This is a genomic window from Microbacterium sp. NPDC058342 (genome assembly GCF_042723935.1).
Lineage (GTDB): Bacteria > Actinomycetota > Actinomycetes > Actinomycetales > Microbacteriaceae > Microbacterium.
This window is the reverse complement of sequence record NZ_JBHXID010000001.1, coordinates 380,405-400,745: the sequence shown is the minus strand read 5'-3', so window position 1 is coordinate 400,745 and position 20,341 is coordinate 380,405. Positions and strand designations below refer to the sequence as shown.

The window sequence follows — 20,341 nt, the reverse complement described above, 5'->3', positions numbered from 1 at the left end:
ACCCCATCCGAGCACCGCACGGGTGCGGGCAGCGTCTCAGGCGCGGGCAGTGTCTCAGGCGCGGGGCGCCGCGGCGACGATCCGCTCCGCGGCGCGCACCATGGCGACGTCGACGAAGGTTCCGTCCTCGAGCACGAACGCGCCCGTGCCGTCGGCCGCGGCCGACGCGACCCGGTCCAGGATGTGCCGCGCACGATCGACCTCCGCCGGCGCTGGTGTGAAGACGCTGCGGATGACCGGGATCTGCCGGGGATGGATCGCGGTGCGTCCGGCGTATCCGAGCGTCTTGCCCGTCCGGCAGCTCCGCTCCAGCCCGTCCAGGTCGGCGACGTCGGCCCAGACGGCCATGAGCGGTGCCGGCAGCCCTGCCGCGGCGGCGGCGTTCACGAGCCGTGCGCGCGAGTACGCGAGCCCCGGTTCTCCGATCGGGCCTGCGGGGACGCCCAGCTCCGACCGGAGATCGGCCTCGCCGGCGGCGATCGAGGCCACTCCGGAACCGGCGATCTCGAACGCCCGCTCGACGGCCAGCGCGCTCTCGAGCAGTGCGTGCACGCCGCGTCCCGGCGCCGCCGCCCGCACGGTGCGCACCTGCTCGGCCGACTGCGTCTTCGGCAGCCGGATGCCGAACTCGTCCGGCAGCTCCAGCACGGCGGCGATGTCGGCGTCGTGCCAGCGGGATCCCGGCGCGTTCACGCGCACCTGAACGGCGGGTCGCGCTTCGGCGTCGCGGGCGCTCCACTGCTCGGCGAACGCGGACAGCGTCGCCCTGGCCTCGTCCTTGCGGGTGGCCGTCACGGCATCCTCGAGGTCGAGGACCACGGCGTCGGCACCCGCGTCCAATGCGCTGCCGAAGCGCTGCGGCCGATCCGCCGGGGCGTAGAGGGCGACGAGGACGGGACGGTCCGTCATGCCACCGATCCTTCCGTGCGCAGACGTGCGATCGCGTCGTCGTCGAACCCGAGCTCGGTCAGCACGGCGTCGGTGTCGGCGCCGTGCGCCCGGCCGGTGAACGCGATGCTCGAGTCGTCGCGCGAGAGCCGGAACAGCGGCCCCTGCATGGCGATCTCACCCAGATCCTCATCGTGGATGCGGTGGATCGTGCCGAGGGCGTTGAACTGCGGATCCGCGACGATGTCGCCGGGCTCGTACACGGGCGCGACGGCGGCCTGCGCCTCTTCGAACGCTGCGATCACCTCGTCGCGCGAGTGCCGTGCGATCCAGGCGCCGACGGCCTCGTCGATCTCGTCGGCGTGCTCCGCCCGCGTCGCGCCGGTGGCGAACCAGGGCTCATCGGCCAGATCCGCGCGCCCGACCAGCGTGACCACCCGTTCTGCGATCGACAGCGCGCTCGCCGACACCGCCACCCACGACCCGTCGGCGGCGCGGTAGGCGTTGCGCGGAGAGTTGTTCGTCGAGCGGTTGCCCATCCGCGGCTGAGCGGTCTGCAGCTGATCCCACCGGGTGATCTGCGGACCGAGCATCGCCAGGATCGGCTCGATGATCGCGACGTCGACGACCTGGCCCCGGCCCGACGCGCTGCGCGCGTGCAGGGCGACCATGACGGCGTAGGCGGTGGCGAGCGAGGCGATGCCGTCGGCCAGCCCGAACGGCGGCAGCGTGGGAGGGCCGTCGGGTTCCCCGGTGGATGCCGCGAACCCGCTCATGGCCTCGGCCAGCGTGCCGAAGCCGGGACGGCTGCGGTACGGGCCGATCTGCCCGAAACCGGTCACGCGCGCGAGCACGAGACCGGGATTCTGCGCCGAGAGCTGCTCATAGCCCAGCCCCCAGCGCTCGAGCGTGCCGGGGCGGAAGTTCTCGATCACCACGTCGGCGGTGCGCGCCAGGCGCAGGAACGCCTCGCGCCCCCCGTCGGTGTGCAGGTCGATCGCGACCGTGCGCTTGTTGCGGCCGAGCGTCTTCCACCAGAGGTTCTGCCCGTCCCTGCTCGGGCCGTGACCGCGGGCGGGATCGGGGCGGGTCGGATGCTCGACCTTGATCACCTCGGCTCCCATGTCGCCGAGATGCATGGCGGCCATCGGGCCCGCGAACAGCGTGGAGGCGTCCACGACCCGAAGTCCGTTCAGCGGCGTCGTCATGCCGTCTCCTCCCAGCAGACCCGGAAGCCGATGGACGGCGATGCGTCCTGCCCGAGCCCCGGCAGCAGGAACTTCAGCGCGAACTCCGGCTCGCGCACGCCGCCGTCGACGTACCAGTCCGAGCCGACGCTCTCATGCGCGCTGCCGCCCTTGAGCATCACGAAGCGGGTGCGACCGTCGGAGTGCTCCGACTCGGTCCAGTTCCACACCTCGGGGGCGCGCCGCTCGAAGCCGGGAAGAGCCGCGGCGAGCTGCCACTCGTCCTCGCTCGGAAGGCGGCCTCCCGCCCACGAGGCGTACTCGCGAGCGCGCGCGAAGGTCACGCCGGTGGCCGGCCTGTCGGGATCACGCGATGCCGCCTGCTCGCCGATCGCGTCGAGGAAGAGCGCGTACTCGGCTTCGCTGACCTCGATGCTCGCCACGCGCACGGGGTGGCTCAGCTCGGCCACGCGCTCCAGCGTGCGCTGGTCGTGCAGGCGCGGGGGCAGCGGCTTCCACTCGTCCACATAGGGGGCTCCGTCGTACATGCCCGTCTCGCGTGCTCGGTGCCGCACGGTCAGCACGTGCTCGCCCGCCGGGACGGTCACCGTGCGGCCGCTGAGGCGGGTGCGGATGTCGTCCGGCGCGAGCCGCATCCGCGCGGGGGCGGGGGCGAGCCTGCGCGCGCGTCGATGCGGGAAGGACGCGTCGGCGACGGGCGCCTCCCCGGCCAGCGCGGCCCGCACGTCCGAGAGCTCCGAGGGGGCGGCCCCGCTGCTGCGGAGCGCCGCCGCGATGCCGCGCGCGGGGACGAGGATCTCCTGCGCGGTATCGCCCGCGTGGATCGGATGCCAGCCGTCCCCCTCCAGCCGGTGCACGACGTCGGCGTCCGAGGTGTTGGCCAGCAGCAGCAGCGTCGACCCGTCGCATGCGAAGGTCGAGCCGAACACCGGCGCGCTGTGCACGGCCAGCGGCGTCCACTCGCCCTCGACGAGCCAGCGGTGCAGACCGCGCTGCACGGGGAGTATGCGGCGCAGGGTCGCGGAATCGCGCTCGTTCCAGCCCACCCAGACGCCGAACACGACCTCCCAGACCATCATCCCGACACCGTTCAGCCAGGCCGAGCGCAGTTCCTCCGCGTGGTCACGGTGCCAGCGTCTGATGTGATGCTGCATGTGGCGGCGCTCGAACCAGTGCGCCCGCAGCACACCGGGAACCTCCGAGTCGGCGAACCACTGCGCCCAGGAGAGGGTGTGATCGGCGATGCGCTCGGTCGCGAGCTTCGACTCCCCCTCCAGGCCGATGCCGGGGCGGGCGGCATCCAGCACCGCCACCATCTCGGGATCGGCCTTCTTGAGCGTGTCGAGGAAGATGCCGTCGGCGCCGAGGCGCCGCACGGTGGCGGCCAGCTCGGCGGCGTCGTCCCCGGACCGGCGCGTGCCGGTGTCCCAGGGGTTGTAGTCGACGAAGACGGCGACGCCCAGCTCGTGCAGAACGGCCGCGGCCTCGACGAGACCGGGCACGTCGTAGAAGTCCCACTGGTTGCGGTCGTCGATGCCGATCACCGGGTAGGCGTGCCAGAGCACGATGCCGTCCAGGCCGCCGAAGCGCGTGCGGGCATCGGCCACGAAGCGCTCCGGCGTGAAGCGCTGAGCATCGAAGTCGAAGAACAGCTCGTCCCACAGCCACACCTGCGCGACCGTGAAGCAGCTGCTCGCCCAGGCGGACTCCGGGTCGTCGTAGCGGGTCGGCACGCCGTGCCGTGCGCGGGCGCCGTCGCGCCACGCGGCCAGCTGCGTGCGCCAGTCTTCGAGCTCTGCGGGGTCGGACGGGGCGACGAAGATCTTGCCGTCGTCCATCGTCAGGGCGGCCTCGCCGGAGGTCACGTCGACGAGTTCGCCGTCCGCTCGCAGCGGCACGGGTGTCGGGCGGTCCAGCTCTCGCGGTCGGAGGGGATCGAATCCGCTGCTCACGTCTTACTCGCTCTCTTCACGCAGGCGCGCGACCTCGGCGGCCTGGGGGACGGCGTCCTGTGCGCCGGGTCGGGTCACGGAGATGGCCGACGCGGCGGCGCCCCAGCGCGCGGCGTCTGCCAGCAGGGCGGCATCAGCATCCGCAGGCAGGCGACCGGATGCCGCCAGGCGCGCGGCGAAGACGCCGCAGAAGGTGTCGCCGGCACCGGTCGTGTCGACCGCGCGGGCCGCGAACGCGGGCACGTGAACGCGCTCGCCGCCGACGACGACGAGCGACCCGCGCTCGCCGAGCGTGACCACGAGCGCACGCACGCGGGCCGAGAGCACGGTCACCGCCGACTCCAGATCGTCGGCCCCGGCGATCTCCCGCGCCTCGTGCTCGTTGACGATGAGCACGTCGATGCCCGGGAGCAGCCGCTCGGCTGCGGAGACGAACGGACTCGACGGCGCGGCGTTGAGCACGTGCCAGCTGCCGGTGGGCCGGAGCGCCGCGGCATCCTCCACCAGCGAGATCGGCACCTCGAGCTGGGTCAGCAGCACGAGCGATCGGGCGACGACCGTGCGCTGAGCCTCGGCGAGGCGAGGCAGCGCGGCATTGGCTCCCGGCACCACGACGATCGTGTTCTCGGCGTCGTCGTCCACGGCGATCAGGGCGGTCCCGCTCGGCCCGTCCACCTCGGCCAGACCGGACACGTCGATGCCGTCGCCCTCCAGCGCAGCGCGCAGCACCGCGCCGTCGGCATCCGTGCCCACCGCCCCGACGAAGGCGACCTCCGCACCGCCCGCGCGGCGCGCAGCGACCGCCTGGTTCGCGCCCTTCCCACCGCCGGAGCGCGTGAGCGATGTTCCCAGCACGGTCTCGCCGGGGCCGGGGATGCGATCGACCCTGGCGACCACGTCCTGGTTCACGCTGCCGACGATGACGACGGTCATGCCGGCGCCCCCGAGAGCCGGAGGGTGCGCTCGGCCAGCCCGCGGATCGAACGCTCTGCGCCGCCGGGCATCGACGTCGCGATGCTGTCGCGCAGCGGATCGGTCCAGGCGGGGTCGATCGCATCCGCGCCGATCAGACCGCCCACGACGGATCCGACGGTCGCGCCGGCGGAGTCGGTGTCCCAGCCCCCGGCGACCGCGAGCGCGATCGCCGAGCCGAAGTCGTCGCCGTGCGCCTGCAGGGCACAGGCGATGAGGGCGGCGTTGTTCAGCGTGTGCACCCAGTGCATGCCGGCGAACTCGGCGTGCAGCGCGTCGAGCGCCGCGGCCGTCGTGAGGCGCCCGGCGGCCAGCTCGCGTCCGGTGGCACGGCCGAGGCGCACGGCGGCGGCGAGACGGGATGCCGGGGGCACGACCGCGTCTGCCGCGTCGAGCACCTCGTCCGGCGTCGCCGCGACGAGAGAGGCCGCGCACAGCGCAGCGACCCAGATCTCGCCGTAGACGCCGTTGCGGGTGTGGCTGAGACGCGCGTCGATCCACGCCGACCGCGCAGCCGCGCGCACGTCGCCGGGGTGGGCCCAGCCGTGCACGTCGGCGCGGATGAGAGCGCCGATCCACTCCCGGAACGGGTTGAGGTGGGTGGCGGTCTCCGGCACCGGCCGGGCGTCGAGGATGTTGCGGTACGCCGCCCGCTCGGCCGTGAACACGCGGCCGGCGGGGAGAGAGGCGAGCCACGCCTGCGCGACGTCGTCCGTGGTGAGGTCGGCGCCGTGCTGCTCGAGCAGGTCCAGCGCCAGGATCGGGAAGTTGAGGTCGTCGTCCTCGGGCATCCCGTCGATGTTCTCGACCAGCGACGTCGGCGCCGACCGCCGATTCCACGGCCAGCGCTGCGCGATCTCCGCCGGCAGGCCGCGCGCCGTGAAGTACGTGCGGATGGGCCAGTTCCCGGTCGCGCGGGCGATGCGCTCGATGCCCTCACGCGGGATCTTCTCCACGGGCTTGCCGAGAAGGCAGCCCGCGGCCCGCCCCGCCCAGGCGCCGTGCACGCGGTCGAACGTCGCGCGTGCGGAGAACGTCGGCGGCTCGGGGAGGAGCGCCTCGATCTCGGCCCAGTCGTCGGGCTCCGCGCTGCTCGGCTGCTGCTGGAGCTGCAGCTCGGCGAGCAGCTCCCTGGCCAGCGCGCGCAGTTCGGGGCTCGCCGGCGTCGCACTCGCGCCGGACGGCGCCAGAGCCGTGGAACCACCCGCGTCCGCCCAGCGCTGCTCCACGGCGGCGAGGGCGGGCTCGGGTGCGCCCTGCTCGCGGAGCGCCGCGAGCTCGGCGGGCACGAGGTCCTCGGGCTGGGCCCAGGTCAGTCTCACGCCGCCGCCTCCCGGCCGAGCAGCGTGTGGAGGGCGTCCGCACGGCGGGCGGCGCGCCGGGCATCCTCACCGGCGATGTCACGGACCACCTCGGTCATCGCGGTCACGACGCCGTCGAGATCGAGACGGCTGGCGGTGGTGACCTCCTGCACCCACTCGGCGGGGATGACGTCGATCCCGCCGAGTCCGCCGCAGATGGCGCCGGCCATCGTCGCGATCGAGTCCGAGTCGCGGCCGTAGTTCACGGCGTCGAGGACGGATGCGCGGGCGTCTCCGTCGTGCGCGAGCACGAACCCGAGCGCGACGGGAAGCTCCTCGATCGACTTCGTGCGCGAGGGCAGGCGCGCATCCATCGCGGGCGCGCGGTACTGGTCGCCCACGGTGTCGTACGGTGCGACGGCGGCGCGGATGACCCGGCCCAGCTCGCGCGGGTCCTCCGACCCGCCCGCGGCGCGGAAGGCGTCGACGGCGTCGAACACGGCGGCGATCGCGGCGGCGGTGCCGTCGTGCGCGACCTCGCCGACCGCGGCGCGTACATCGGCGACGGTCGCCCCGGGAGCCGCCGCGGCGGCGACGGCGGCCGCGAAGACACCGGCCGCCTCGCGTCCGTAGGAGGACTGGTGGGCGCCCGCCAGGTCGATGGCCTCGGCGTACGCCCCGCGGGGATCGCCGATGTGCACGAGGCCCACCGGTGCCATGTACATGGTCGCGCCGCAGTTCACGACGTTGCCGACCCCCGCCTCGCGCGGATCCGCGTGCCCGTAGTGCAGCTTCGCGACGATCCACTTCTCTGCCAGGAAGACGCGCTGCAGGATGAGCGCCTCGTCCTCGAGCTCGGGGATCCAGCGGCGCTCGCCGATCATCAGCGGAACCAGGTCACCCGCCACGTCGAACGCGTCGAGGTGGCGACGGCGCTTCACGTACACCTCGATGAGCGCATGCGTCATGAGGGTGTCGTCGGTCACGTGTCCGTCGCCCTTGTGGTACGGAGCGATCGGCCGGGCCGTGCGCCAGTCGGCGAGGAAGGGACCGACGATCCCCTCGACCCGGCCGCCGTGGCGCTCCTCGATCTGCTCAGGGGTCCAGCCCTCGGTCGCCCCTCCGAGCGCATCGCCCACCGCGGCCCCCGCAAGCACTCCGGCCACCCGGCTCTGCAGCACGTCCATTCCACTCCTCGTTTCGTGTGTCATCCGTCGGAGGGGGCGGGCACCCGGCCCGCCCCCTCATGTCTCAACCGGCGATGTCGGCCCAGCCGTCGGAGAGCTGCTTCGCCAGCTGCTCCTTGTCGATCTTGTCCGCCAGGTACTGCTGGTACGCCGGGGTCGCGATGGTGTCCTTCCATTCGGTGTACTTGTCCACCTTCAGGAACGGCGGGCCCTCGAGGCCCTCGCCGGAGGCGAGCACCTGCGTCCACGCGGGGTTGTCAGCGGCGAGCTTCTCGACCGCGGCGCGCGCCTCGCCCGACGACGGGATGAGAGCGTCGGCGTAGGCGATCTCGGCGAGGTTGTCGGCACCGAGGAAGTAGTTCAGGAACTCGGTGGACTCCTCGACGTGCTCGGAGTCGATGTTCACCGAGTAGGTCTGCGGATTGGCGGCCTGCACCGCACCCGCGGAGCCCTCCAGCGGCGGGAGTGCGACCCAGTCGAGGCCCTCCGGGGCGTCCTTGGCGATGTTCGTCGCCTGGAACGAACCCTGCACGGTCATCGCGATCTTGCCGCCGTAGAACGATGCGAGGACGTCCGAGCCCGACTGCGTCAGCGAGGTCAGATCGAGCGACTTGTCTGCGTAGGCCATGTCGTGGATGCGCTCGGGCACGGCGAGCTCGTCGTCGCCGACCTCGATCGTGGCCTCCTCGCCCTCGCCGTCGAAGAAGCCGCCGTCGAAGCCCAGCGACAGGCTCATCATCGTCGCCGTGGGCGAGGCCAGACCCCAGCCGAGCCCCTTGTGGTCGGTGGTGGTCGTGGCCTTGGCGATCTCGGCCAGCTCGTCCCAGCTCATGGTGTCGCCGGTGGGGACCTCGACGCCGGCCTCCTTGAGCAGATCGGCGTTGGCGAAGGCCATGTACGACTGCAGTGTCGACGGGTACGCGATGATCTCGTCGCCGACGGTCACCGAGTCCCAGATGCCCTCGGAGATGTCGGACTTCAGCTCGGGATCGATGTACTCGCTCAGGTCGGCGAGGTAGCCGTCGGCGGCGAACGAGACGATCGAGCTCGCCTCGAAGTGGATGATGTCCGGGGCCGTCCCACCCGTGAACTGGGTGATCAGCTTGTCGTAGGTGCCGTCCCATCCGGCCTGGACGATCTCGACCTGGATGTCGGGGTTGTCGCCGTTCCAGGCGTCGACGATCTTCTTGATCGCGGCCTGGGTGGCGGGCTGGTCGGAGAGGGACTGGAACTGGAGCGTGACCGCCCCGTCCTCGCCTTCTCCGCTGTTCTGCGTGGCGCTTCCCTGCGTGCAGGACGTCAGCGCCAGGGCTGCGACGCCGGCGAATGCGATGGCGCCGATGCCTCGGATTCTCTTCATGATGATCGCCTTTCTCGGTGGATCTGTCGGTGCGTGGACGGGTGTGCGGGGGCGGGTGTGCGGGGGCGGCGGTTCAGCCCTTGACGGCACCGGCGAGCATGCCGCCGGTGAGCTTCTTCTGCAGGACGCTGAAGATGATCAGGGAGGGGATGGTGGCGAGCACCGCTCCGGCCGCGAGCGGGCCGAGCTGCGTCTGCCCCTCGGCGCCCAGGAAGGAGCGCAGCGCGATCGGCAGCGTGTACAGCTCCGGGCTCTGCAGCAGCACGAGGGCGAGGAAGAACTCGTTCCACGCCGACACGAAGGTGAACATCGCCGTGGCGACCAGCCCCGGTGCGAGCAGCGGCAGCACGATCCGGCGCAGGATCGTGAGCCGGTTGGCCCCGTCCATCTCGGCCGCCTCTTCGAGCTCCGGTGGGATCGCGGCGACGTAGCCCTGCAGCATCCACAGCGTGAACGGCATGGTGAAGGTGACGTAGACGAGGATCAGCCCGAACAGGGTGTCGTTGAGGTTGATCGTCCGCAGCACCAGGAACAGCGGGATGATGATCAGGATGCTGGGGAACACCTGGCTGGTGAGGATCCACACGGTGCCCGCGGCCCGGAGCCTGCCGCGCAGGCGCGCCAGTGCGTACGCCATCGGCATCGACAGCAGCACGGTGATGATCATCGTCACCACCGACACCAGCAGGGAGTTGCCGGCCGCGGGGATGAGGTTCTGCCGCTCCAGGGCCGAGGCGTAGTTGGAGAAGTCCCATTCCGCGGGGATCAGGTTGACTGCGAGGGAGTTCAGCTCCTGCGACGACTTGAAGGACGCCGACACCAGCCACACCAGCGGAAAGCCGAGGAAGGCGAGGAAGAACGCCAGGGCGGCGTACATCAGGACGGTGGCGTACCAGGGACGCTTGGCGTTCACGCGCGGGCCCCCTTGTTCTGCCGGAACTGATTGATGAGGTAGAGCGAGAGGATGATCAGGATCGCGACGACGAGCACGTTGCCCATCGCCGAGGCGGCGCCGATCTCGCGGTTGCGGAACGCCTCGAGGTAGGTGAACAGCGGCGGGATCATGGTCTGCCCGCCCGGGCCGCCCTCGGTGAGCACGTAGATCAGTCCGAAGGAGTTGAACTGCCAGATGAAGTCGAGGGAGGTGACGGCGATGATGACGGGGCGCAGCGCCGGCAGGGTGACGTGCCAGAAGCGCCGGAAGACACCCGCACCGTCCACGGCCGCCGCCTCGTGCTGCTCGGCCGAGATCGACTGCATCCCGGCCAGCAGCAGAACGGTCGTCTGCGGGATGCCGGACCAGACTCCGACGACGATCACGGCGGGCAGCGCCGTGGAGAAGTCGCCGAGCCAGTTGACGCCGGGCAGCCCGAACCACTCCAGCACCCCGTTGAGCGGACCCGAGTTCGGGTTGTAGATCATGCGCCACACGATCGCGATGACCACGGGGGGCATGGCCCAGGGGATCAGCGCCAGCACGCGCGTGAGGCCCTTGAGACGCAGGTTGCTGTTGAGCAGCAGCGCGAGGCACATGGCGCAGATCAGCGTCAGCAGGGCGACCGAGGCGGACCAGACGAGCCCGATGCCGAACGACCCCCAGAAGCGCTGATTCCCGGCGAGGTCGATGTAGTTCTCGAGACCGTTGAAACGGATCTCGGCGTTGCGCTTGAGCGTCGCGTCGGTGAAGCCGATGGCGACGCCGCTCACGAGCGGGATCACCGAGAAGACGATGATCGGCAGCAGCGCGGGGATGACGAGCGCGATCGCCTCTTTGCGCTGCGCCCGGGTGCGGGCGCCGATCTGCCGCACCTTCGGGTTCGTGCGCGCCGTCTGCTTCCTGTCGGTTGCGGTGCTCATCCGGCGACCCTCTCCTCGTCGATCGCGACGATCTCCCCTTCGTCCGGCGACGTCGCCGAGCGCAGCGTCGACCCGCGGACGACGAGCTGGGGAGCGATCGCGACGGTGTGCACGGCGCGCTGCGGATCGGCGATCCGCGCGAGCAGCAGCTCGGCCGCGACGCGACCGCGGTCGGCTGCCCCCATGTCGACGCTGGTGAGCCCGGGCCGGACGACGGAGGCGAGCGGGGTGTCGTCGATACCGGTCACGGCCAGATCCTCCGGCACGGAGAGCCCGAGGTCCTCCGCGGCGCGCAGCGCGCCGATGCCGATGAGGTCGTTGGCGGCGATGATGGCCTGCGGTCGGTCGGCAGCCCGCAGCAGCGGCAGGGCGGCGTCGTAGCCGGCCGCGATGGTGAAGTCCGCGGCGGAGACGCTCTGCGCGTGCACGCCCGGATGTGCGGCGAGCGCGCCGGCGAAGCCCTCGCGACGGAACGCGCCCGGTGTCGTGTCGATCGGTCCGTTGATGAACGCGAGGTCGCGGTGAGACTGCTCCACGAGGTGGTCGACGACCTGGCGCATGGCGGTGAGCGAGTCGGCGCGCACGGTGTCGAAGCCTGCGTCATCCGGCACGCGGCCGAGCACGACGACGGGCAGCGGAGCGGCGGCGAGGGCGGCGAGAAGCTCCTCGGTCACGCGCAGCGGCGAGATGATCAACCCGTCGACGTACCCGCGGCTCAGGTCGCGCACCACGTCGACCGACGAGGACGAGCTGCCGGTCGAGGAGAGGAGCAGCCGGTAGCCCGATGCGGCGATCACCTCCTGGATCGACGTCATCATCTCCACGTAGACGGGGTTGCCGATGTCGGCCACGGCGTACGCGAGCTGGAAGGTGCGCCCACGCTTGAGCGACTGGGCGGTGGCATCGGCGACGTAACCGAGATCGGCGGCCGCCTGACGCACCTTGGCGATGGTCTCCACGCTCGCGGTGCCGCCGTTGAGGGCTCGGGAGGCCGACGCGATCGAGACGCCGGCGCGCGCGGCGACCTGCGTGATGGTGACCTTGACCATGGGGCTCCCGTGCTGCGCTCTGGAAACGTTTCCAACGTTACTGGAAACGTTCTCACTGCCCAGGTCCGATTGTCAAGAGGCAGTTGCGTGAGCCGCTGATATGTACGCACCACGCCGTCGATGCCTTGATGTCACTTCGTTGTTATGTTCTAATATCGAGATGCGGTGGCAAGGACAGACGATCGACGATGCGGATCCTGACGCGCTGCCCGGCCTGGAGAACCGCAACGGCATCGTGCAGTCCGTCACCACGCCGGAGTTCTCCGGCATGACGTTCCACGAGGTGCTGGCCAAGTCGGCACTGAACGAGGTACCCGGACCGTCGCGGATGCCGTTCAACTGGACGATCAACCCCTACCGCGGATGCAGTCATGCATGCGTCTACTGCTTCGCTCGCGGAACGCACCAGTATCTCGATCTGGATGCGGGGCACGACTTCGATTCTCAGATCGTCGTGAAGACGAACATCGTCGACGTGCTCCGGCGCGAGCTGCGCCGCGGCTCCTGGCAGCAGGAGACCGTCGCGCTGGGCACGAACACCGACCCGTATCAGCGGGCCGAGGGGAGGTATCGGCTGATGCCGGGGATCATCCAGGCGCTGGCGGAATCCGGCACGCCGATGTCGATCCTCACCAAGGGCACGCTGGTCCGCCGCGACATCCCCCTGCTGAGGGAGGCTGCGAAGCGCGTGCCGATCGACATCCAGATGTCCATCGCGATGTACGACGACGCGCTGCAGCATTCCATCGAACCGGGCACGCCGACCACGCAGGCCCGGCTCGACACCGTGCGCGCCCTGACGGACGCCGGATTCCGGGTCGGGATCTTCCTGATGCCCGTCCTGCCGCACATCACCGACTCGGTCGGAGCGATCGACCAGGCGCTGTCGCGGATCGCGGATGCCGGCGCCGACCACGCCGTGTACGGTGCGCTGCACCTGCGCGCCGGCGTGAAGCCCTGGTTCTTCGAATGGCTGCAGCGCGAGCGCCCCGACCTGGTCGCCTCCTACCGCGGGCTGTACCCGGGGGCGGCGGCCGAGGCCCCGAAGGGCTACCGTCAGTGGCTGGCCAAGCGGATGCGACCGCTGATCCGCGCCCACGGCCTGCACACGCAGTCGGAGGAGGACCACGATCGGATGCGGGGGATCATGCGTGCCCGCATGCGGCCGGCTCCGGCATCCGCTCCCCCGGCCTCGCAGCCGGAGATGCTCTTCTGAGCCGGGCACGCCGAGCCTTTCGAGGCTGCCACGTCGAGACGACGATCAGTCGCGCTCCTTCAGCGGCTTCGTCCAGATCGCCAGGAAGAAGAGGGCCAGCGGGCCGCAGAGCATCGTGATGAAGAACCACCACAGCTTGCCTCGCCCCTGCATACCCGCCAACGCACTCGCGAGCAGAGCCACCGAGGTCCATGCCGCGCTGCCCACCGAAGCCGCTTGCTGCCAGTCCATCAGGACACCCTATGCGCGCATGCACGCGAGAAGCCGCCGCCACGCACCGTTTCGGGTGCGGGACGACGGCTTCGGGAGCGGCGTGATCAGGCGGTGAGCTCCGCCGCGGTCGGGACGCGACCGGAGATCTCCTCGATCACGTCGTCGCCCGGCTGCGCGCTCTCGAAGGGCGCCTCGATCTCGGCGCGGTCCAGCAGATCCTCCATGCGGCGGCGACGCTGACGGGTGATCAGCGTGACGACACGGCCCGAGCGCCCCGCACGGCCGGTGCGACCCGAACGGTGCAGGTACGTCTTGTATTCGTCGGGCGCGTCGGCCTGAACGACCAGGTCGATGTCGTCGACGTGGATGCCACGCGCGGCGACATCCGTGGCGACGAGCACCTGCACCTTGCCGGCGGTCAGCTTCTGCAGGTTGCGGGTGCGCTTGGCCTGGTTCAGGTCGCCGTGCAGCGACACCGCCGCGATGCCGGCGTCCTCGAACTGCTCCGCGAGCATCTCCGCGTAGGCACGCGTGCGGGCGAAGACCAGGGTCTGGCCGTCGCGGTCCACGAGCGAGGTGAGCACCTCGGCCTTGTCGCGGTGCTCGATGACCAGCACGCGGTGCTCGATGGTGCTCGACTGCTGGTCCTCGCCGGCGACTTCGTAGACGGCGGGCTCGACGAGGAACTCCTCGACGAGCGACGCGACCTCGCGGTCGAGCGTGGCGGAGAACAGCAGCTTCTGGCTGGACTCGCGGTCATCGAGCGCCGTTCCCGTGGCACGCAGGATCCGCTGCACGGGCTCGACGAAGCCGAGCTCGGTCATGTGATCCGCCTCGTCGAGCACGGCGACCCGCACCTCGGAGAGGTCGAGCTTGCGCTGCTCCATGAGGTCCTCGACCCGGCCGGGGGTGCCGATCACGATGTCCACACCCTTCTTCAGCGCACCGACCTGACGCGCCTGCGGCACGCCGCCGTAGATCTGCGTGGTGAACAGCCCGACGCTGCGGGCGATCGGCTGCACAGTGCGGTCGATCTGCAGCGCGAGCTCACGAGTCGGGGCGAGGATGATCGCCCGCGGCTTGCGGCCGATCTCACGGCGCCTGCCCTTCTGCGACAGCAGGATGCTCTCGACCAGCGGGGCGCCGAAGGCGATCGTCTTGCCCGAGCCCGTGCGTCCGCGGCCCAGCACGTCGCGTCCCTCGAGGATGCTCGGAATGGTCGCCGCCTGGATGGGGAACGGCGTCTCGGCGCCGAGGTTCCTCAGGATCTCGACGATGTTCGAGCCGAGGCCGAGATCGCCGAAGGTGATGTCCGCGACCTCGCCGGCCTGCACGGCCTGAGCCTCGAGGCGCTCGTGCACGACGTCGTCGACCTGGTGCGGGGCGGCCGGGGTGCGGTTCCAGTCACTGCGGCTGGGTCGGTCCTCGCGGCGGGGACGGGCGGGGCGCTCGGCCTGATCCCGACGGGGTCGCTCGGGGCGGTCGCCACGATCGAACCGCGGACGGTCGTCGAAGCGGGGGCGCTCCGTGCGCTCGAACCGCGGGCGCTCCGTGCGCTCGAACCGCGGGCGGTCGTCCCGCGCCGGCCGCTCGCTGCGGCGCTCGGCGCCACGCGGGCCGCGGTCGTCACGCTCGAAGCGGGGACGCTCGCTGCGCTCGTAGCTGCGCTGCGCACCACCGCGGTCATCACGGCGAGGACGGTCCTCCCGCTGCGGGCGGTCGTCGCGGCGGGTGCGGTCGTCGCGCTGGAACGGACGGCGGTCGTCGCGCTCGAACCGCGAGGTCTGCTCACGGCGCTCGTATCCGCCGCGTTCGCTGCGGTCGCCGCGGTCGCTGCGGTCGCTGCGGTCGCTGCGGTCGCCGCGGTCGTTGCGCGCACGGTCGTCGCGGTTGAAGCCCCGGCCACCACGGTCGTCCCGATCGAACCGGGGACGCTCATCGCGGCTGTAGCCGCCGGCCCGGTCGTCACGACGCGGACGGTCATCGCGGCGCTCGTAGCCGCGCGACCCACGGTCGTCGCGGGCGAAGCCGCCACGGTCGTCGCGGCGGAAGCCGCCCGGCCGGTCGTCACGGCGCGGACGCTCGTCCCGCTCGCCGCGGTGGTGCGGGCTCTCCCGGCGACCCGACTCGGCGCGGTTGCGGATGGCGCGGGCCTCGTCGCGGCCCGCCCGCTCGGAGTCGGTCCAGCGGCGCTTCTGTCCGGCCGCGCCGCCCTCGGCCGGGCGGTAGCCGCGGTGCTTGGGGCTGATGCTGCCGGGGCGGCGGTCGGCCGTGCGTGCGTCGCTCGAGTACGCGCGGCGCTCACCGGCATCCGTGCGCCGATCGTCGTCCCGGGACGGGCGACCGCCGGCGTGACGGTCGTGGAACGACGTCTTCTTCGCGTAGCGCGGCTCGAAGTTGCGGGACGGACGTCCGCCCTTGGGCTTGCCGTTCTTGGGCATGGTGTTTCCTCACTGTCTCTGACACGAGAACAGCGTCCGCGTTGGTGCGCACAGAGATCAGCGCACGGCGGACATACCCGGGCATCCGTCGGCCGGGGCCATTCATGTGATGGTTGATGAACCATCGGCCCCTGGGCTCACAAGGAGAGCAGTTTCACCCTCGAAAACTCCGCAGGTGCGCGGATGCCCGAAGCCGACCCCACCACACTACCGGACCATCCTGAAAGGTGGCCTGGTCGTACGATGGCGGCATGTCCTCCGTCGCAGCACCCTCCCCCACCGGAATCCAGATCCACCTGCGCCGTGCCGGTGTGACCGCCCAGATCACCCAGGTCGGGGCGTCGCTGCGGCACCTGACCGTCGACGGCGTCGACATCGTGCCCCCGTATCCCGGGGACCAGCCGACGCCGATGTGCTCGGGAGTCGTGCTCGCACCGTGGCCGAACCGCATCCGCGACGGGGTGTGGCAGGACGGCGGCACCGCCCGTTCGCTGTCGATCACCGAGCCGAAGTTCCGCAACGCCAGTCACGGGCTGCTGCGCTTCACGGCGTACGAGATCGTCGAGCAGACCGAAGACGCCGTCGCGCTCTCGGCCGCCGTCGTCCCGCAGACCGGGTATCCGTACCTCGTCGAGACGACCGTGCGGTACGCGCTGACGGATGCCGGCATCAACGTCACGCACACCCTGACCAACCGGTCGCCGGAGCCGGCGGCGGTCGCCCTGGGAACTCACCCGTTCGTCACGATCGGCGACGTCGACCCGAGCGAGCTGGTGCTGCGCGTTCCCGCCGAGACCTACTTCGAGACCGACGAGCGGATGCTGCCGATCGGCGAGTCGCCGGTGGCCGCGGGCACCGACCTGCGCGAGGGCCGCCGCCTGGGCGACGTGCAGCTCGACACCGGTTTCGCGAACCTGCACCGCGACCCCGACGGCATGGTGCGCACGACGCTCACCGCGCCGGACGGCCGAGCCGTCACCCTGCAGCAGGGAGCGGGCTTCGGCTATGTGCAGGCGTTCACCACAGACCGCTATCCCGGGCAGTCCCTCGTCGTCGCGGTCGAGCCGATGACCGCACCGGCCGACGCGTTCAACTCGGGCCGCGGGCTGCGCCACCTCGGCCGCGACGAGTCGTGGACGCTGGAGTGGGGCATCCGCTTCTCCTGACCCGGAGCGTTTCGCGTCCTCAGTCCACCTGGTTCGCCTCGGGCAGCCCGCGGGAGCGCAGCTCCCGGCGAGTCGGGTGGTGCTCGGAGCTGTCGGCCGTGGCGTTGGCCACGACGGATGCCGCGGCGGCGGCCGCCGAGGCCGCGGCAGCAGCGGCGGCGGATGCTGCAGCCGCCGCCGCCAGCATCTGATCGCCGCGGCGCGCGGTCTCGTACGGCTCCGACTCCAGGTGCGGGATGCGCGCGACCGCGCTCGCGTCCACCGTCCCGGCCGCCGCGCCCGGGGCATCCGGCTCCGCATCGGCCGGCGCCGAGGCCGCTCCCGAGCCGGTGGCGGCGGAGTGCGCGGGTGCGGGATCCGCTGCGACGGCGGCGCCCGTGGCGGGTCCCGCGTCGGGGCCGGCCGCGTCGTGCGCACCACCCTCGCCATCGGCCTCTCCTCCGCCGCGCGCGGCGCGCTTGGCGGCCCGGCGCTCCCGTGCGCCCTCGACGAGGTTGTAGAGCGTCGGCAGCACGATCAGCGTCAGCACGGTGGAGGACACCAGCCCGCCGATCACGACGATCGCGAGCGGCTGGGAGATGAACCCGCCGTGGCCTGTGATGCCGAGGGCCATCGGGGTGAGCGCGAAGATCGTCGCGAGGGCCGTCATGAGGATCGGCCGCAGACGCTTCTCGCCACCGGCCATGACGGCCTCGGGCGTCGAGAGCCCCTTCTCGCGGTACTGGTTGACGAGGTCGACCAGGACGATCGCGTTCGTCACGACGATGCCGATCAGCATCAGCACGCCGATCAGCGAGGCCACGCCCAGCGGCACGCCGGTGGCGATCTGCAGCAGGATCGCCCCGGTCGCCGCGAAGGGCACCGAGACGAGCAGCAGCAACGGCTGGCGCAGCGACTTGAACGTCGCGACCATCACCACGTAGACGATGAGGATGGCGGCCAGCATCGCGAGGCCCAGCTGCGAGAACGAGTCCGCCTGCTGCTGGGCGACGCCGCCGATCTCGGCGCGAGCGCCCTCGGGCAGGTCCACCTCGTCCAGAGCCGCGGTGACCGATCGCGTGGCGACGGCCAGGTCGTCGGATGCCGGCGGCACGGTGATCGTCGCGGTGCGGCGCCCCTGCTCGGTCGAGATCGACGTGGGTCCGTCGCGCTGCTCGACCGTCGCGAGATCCCGCAGCTCCACGACGCCCGACGGGGTCGGGATCGACAGCTCCTCGAGCTCCTCGACCGATGCCGGCGGCTCGGGGTCGACGAGGTACACGGTCAGCGCGGTGTCGTCGACCTCGATCGAGCCGAGCTGCTGGGGGCGCATCGTGTTCGACACGATCGAGCCCACGGCCACCTCGGACAGACCGCGCGCCGCGGCCTTCTCACGGTCGACCTCGACGGCGATGTACGGCAGCGACGCGGCGAGGTTGTTCGTGACCTCGCCGACGCCCTCCCGCCCGTCGAGGTCCTCCATCAGCGCATCCGTGGCCTTCTGCAGCGCGTCGCCGGTGGGCGCGGTCACCGTGATCTCGATGTCGCTGGATGCGAAGCCGCCCGACGATGCACCGACCGTCACCTCGCCGGCGTCGTCCAGGTCGTCGATTCTCTTCTGCACCTCGGCGCGCAGGTCCTCCTGGTCGGCGTCGTCGCTGGTCTGGATCGAGTAGGTGATGCCCGCGCCGCCCGAGAAGGCGTCGCGCAGGGCCGAGCCGCTCGAGCCGATCGAGGCCTGCACGTGGTCGATGCCGTCGATGCCGTTGAGTACGTCCTCGACCTGCTTCGCAGCATCCGACTGCGTCTGCAGGCTGGCCGTCGCACCGACGTCCTGGCTGACGGTCATGGTGTTCTGGCCCGAGTCGCTGAGGAAGTTGATCTTCATCAGCGGTGCGGCCGCGAGGGTGCCGGCCAGCACGATCACCGCGATCACGACCGTGGTCGCGGAGTGCTTGAGCGTCCACCCGAGGATCGGACGGTACACGCGCTGCAGCGGGGTCGGCGGGGCATCCGGATGCTCCGGATCGATCCGGTTGCCGTCGTCGTCGAGCAGCGGCTTGCCGGGCTTCAGGAACCAGTACGCCAGCACGGGAACGATCGTCAGCGCCACCAGGAGCGAGGCGGCCATCGCGATCGTGACGGTCATCGCGAACGGGCGGAACAGCTCCCCGACCATGTCGCCGACGAACACGATCGGCAGGAACACCGCCACCGTGGTGATGGTGGACGCCGTGATCGCCGCGGCGACCTCGCGCACCGCAAGGCGGATCGCCTCCCCCTTGTCGGCGCCTTGGACATAGTGCCGCTTGATGTTCTCGATCACGACGATGGAGTCGTCGACCACGCGGCCGATGGCGATCGTGAGCGCCCCGAGCGTGAGCACGTTCAGCGAGTACCCGAAGGCCTGCAGCCCGATGAAAGTGATCAGCACGCTGGTCGGGATCGAGATCGCGGTGACGAGCGTCGAGCGGATCGACAGCAGGAAGACGAGGATCACGAGCACCGCGAACGCCAGGCCCAGCAGTCCCTCGGTGGCGAGCGTCTCGATCGACTGCTCGATGAACGGCGCCTGGTCGAACACGACGGTGAACTCGGCATCCGGGAACGTCTCGCCGACCTCGTCGAGAGCAGCCAGCACCCCCTGAGACACCTCCACCGTGTTCGCCGCTGGCAGCTTCGTCACCGCGATCGACAGGGCGTCCTCGCCGTCCACGCGCGAGATCGAGCTGACCGGGTCGGTGGCCTGCTCGACCGTCGTGACGTCGCCGACCGTCAGGTCGGTGCCCACCAGCGGCAGCGCGGCCAGCTCCTCGGCCGAGGTGATCCGCGAGCCGGACTGCACGGTCAGGGTCTCGCCGTCCTCGGTGATGTCACCGCCCGGCAGCAGCACGCCGTTCTGCTGCAGCGCATCGCCGATCGCCTGGCTCGGGGTCTTCCCTGCCGCCAGCAGCGCCCGCGCCCCCGCGCTCGTCGACGGCTCGGGCGTGATCGTGATGCGCTGGCCGACGCCGCCGACGATCTCGGCCGCGTTGACGCCGTCCACGTCCTCGAGATCCGGGATGACCGTACTCTCCAGGTCGGTCTGCGCCGCCTCGGCGTCGTCGAAGCCGGTCACCGCGATCTGGATCACAGGGAAGTCGTCGATCGAGACGCTGAGCACCTGAGGTGTGACGTCATCCGGCAGCTGCTGCGAGATGCGGTTGATCGCCTGCTGCATCTTCTGCTCGGCGGTCGCGAGGTTCGTGCCGTAGGTGAAGGCCGCCTGCACGATCGAGGAGTTCGTGGTGCTCGTCGCATCGGTCGACTCGAGCCCGGGAACGCCCTGGATGGCCTCCTCGATCGGCGTGGAGACGTCGTTCTCGACGACCTCGGGCGAGGCGCCGGGGTAGCTCGTCATGACGATGAGCGCCGGCAGCTCGAGCGAGGGGATGAGCTCCTGCTTGAGGTTGGTGAGGGCCAGGCCGCCGAAGACGGCGGAGACGATCGTGATCAGCGCGATCAGCGCACGGTTGCGCAGGCTCAGGACGGAGAGGTTCGACACGGTGCTCG

Annotated in this window: 15 protein-coding genes; 2 read left to right on the top strand and 13 right to left on the bottom strand. The window is 71.2% G+C overall.

Annotated elements, in window-relative coordinates; all coding sequences use genetic code 11:
• Positions 1-54 precede the first annotated feature (54 nt).
• The 10 genes from ACFWHT_RS01835 to ACFWHT_RS01790 all read right to left on the bottom strand — a co-directional run bounded on the left by ACFWHT_RS01835 (position 55) and on the right by ACFWHT_RS01790 (position 11,774).
• Entirely contained in the window at positions 55-909 is an 855-nt protein-coding gene (locus tag ACFWHT_RS01835; RefSeq protein ID WP_378824923.1) for an HpcH/HpaI aldolase/citrate lyase family protein, read from the bottom strand.
• Positions 906-2,096 (bottom strand): CaiB/BaiF CoA transferase family protein, encoded by a 1,191-nt coding sequence (locus tag ACFWHT_RS01830; protein WP_378824921.1) that lies wholly within the window; start codon positions 2,094-2,096, stop codon positions 906-908. The genes ACFWHT_RS01835 and ACFWHT_RS01830 overlap by 4 nt, the downstream gene beginning before the upstream one ends.
• Positions 2,093-4,048: an SUMF1/EgtB/PvdO family nonheme iron enzyme gene (locus ACFWHT_RS01825; RefSeq protein WP_378824919.1), complete on the bottom strand. Its 1,956-nt coding sequence runs from the start codon at positions 4,046-4,048 to the stop codon at positions 2,093-2,095. The genes ACFWHT_RS01830 and ACFWHT_RS01825 overlap by 4 nt, the downstream gene beginning before the upstream one ends.
• Before the next feature lie 3 nt (positions 4,049-4,051).
• A complete protein-coding gene (locus ACFWHT_RS01820; protein WP_378824918.1) occupies positions 4,052-4,981 on the bottom strand; it encodes a ribokinase in 930 nt (309 codons plus the stop codon).
• A complete protein-coding gene (locus tag ACFWHT_RS01815; protein WP_378824915.1) occupies positions 4,978-6,342 on the bottom strand; it encodes an ADP-ribosylglycohydrolase family protein in 1,365 nt (454 codons plus the stop codon). The genes ACFWHT_RS01820 and ACFWHT_RS01815 overlap by 4 nt, the downstream gene beginning before the upstream one ends.
• Positions 6,339-7,508 (bottom strand): ADP-ribosylglycohydrolase family protein, encoded by a 1,170-nt coding sequence (locus tag ACFWHT_RS01810; RefSeq protein WP_378824913.1) that lies wholly within the window; start codon positions 7,506-7,508, stop codon positions 6,339-6,341. The genes ACFWHT_RS01815 and ACFWHT_RS01810 overlap by 4 nt, the downstream gene beginning before the upstream one ends.
• Positions 7,509-7,572: 64 nt before the next feature.
• Positions 7,573-8,868 (bottom strand): ABC transporter substrate-binding protein, encoded by a 1,296-nt coding sequence (locus ACFWHT_RS01805; RefSeq protein ID WP_378824911.1) that lies wholly within the window; start codon positions 8,866-8,868, stop codon positions 7,573-7,575.
• A gap of 73 nt (positions 8,869-8,941) precedes the next feature.
• Positions 8,942-9,781, bottom strand: a complete 840-nt coding sequence (locus tag ACFWHT_RS01800; RefSeq protein WP_378824909.1) for a carbohydrate ABC transporter permease — start codon at positions 9,779-9,781, stop codon at positions 8,942-8,944.
• A complete protein-coding gene (locus ACFWHT_RS01795) occupies positions 9,778-10,725 on the bottom strand; it encodes a carbohydrate ABC transporter permease (protein ID WP_378824907.1) in 948 nt (315 codons plus the stop codon). Before ACFWHT_RS01795 ends, ACFWHT_RS01800 begins: the two co-directional genes overlap by 4 nt.
• Positions 10,722-11,774 (bottom strand): LacI family DNA-binding transcriptional regulator, encoded by a 1,053-nt coding sequence (locus tag ACFWHT_RS01790; protein WP_378824904.1) that lies wholly within the window; start codon positions 11,772-11,774, stop codon positions 10,722-10,724. The genes ACFWHT_RS01795 and ACFWHT_RS01790 overlap by 4 nt, the downstream gene beginning before the upstream one ends.
• A 160-nt stretch (positions 11,775-11,934) precedes the next feature.
• On the opposite strand from ACFWHT_RS01790, the gene ACFWHT_RS01785 reads away from it, so the two are divergent.
• Positions 11,935-12,990, top strand: a complete 1,056-nt coding sequence (locus ACFWHT_RS01785) for an Rv2578c family radical SAM protein (RefSeq protein ID WP_378824902.1) — start codon at positions 11,935-11,937, stop codon at positions 12,988-12,990.
• A gap of 45 nt (positions 12,991-13,035) precedes the next feature.
• Here ACFWHT_RS01785 and ACFWHT_RS01780 read toward each other — a convergent pair whose 3' ends face one another.
• Both ACFWHT_RS01780 and ACFWHT_RS01775 read right to left on the bottom strand, forming a co-directional pair.
• Positions 13,036-13,221 (bottom strand): hypothetical protein, encoded by a 186-nt coding sequence (locus ACFWHT_RS01780; protein WP_378824900.1) that lies wholly within the window; start codon positions 13,219-13,221, stop codon positions 13,036-13,038.
• 86 nt (positions 13,222-13,307) lie between these two features.
• Positions 13,308-15,644, bottom strand: coding sequence for a DEAD/DEAH box helicase (locus ACFWHT_RS01775; protein ID WP_378824898.1), 2,337 nt, complete (start codon positions 15,642-15,644; stop codon positions 13,308-13,310).
• 251 nt (positions 15,645-15,895) lie between these two features.
• Between ACFWHT_RS01775 and ACFWHT_RS01770 the strand changes: the two genes are divergently transcribed.
• Positions 15,896-16,810 carry an aldose 1-epimerase family protein gene (locus ACFWHT_RS01770; protein WP_378824897.1) on the top strand — a complete coding sequence of 305 codons (915 nt, stop codon included), beginning with the start codon at positions 15,896-15,898 and terminating at the stop codon, positions 16,808-16,810.
• 19 nt (positions 16,811-16,829) lie between these two features.
• Here ACFWHT_RS01770 and ACFWHT_RS01765 read toward each other — a convergent pair whose 3' ends face one another.
• Positions 16,830-20,333, bottom strand: coding sequence for an efflux RND transporter permease subunit (locus ACFWHT_RS01765; RefSeq protein ID WP_378824895.1), 3,504 nt, complete (start codon positions 20,331-20,333; stop codon positions 16,830-16,832).
• Positions 20,334-20,341 lie beyond the last annotated feature (8 nt).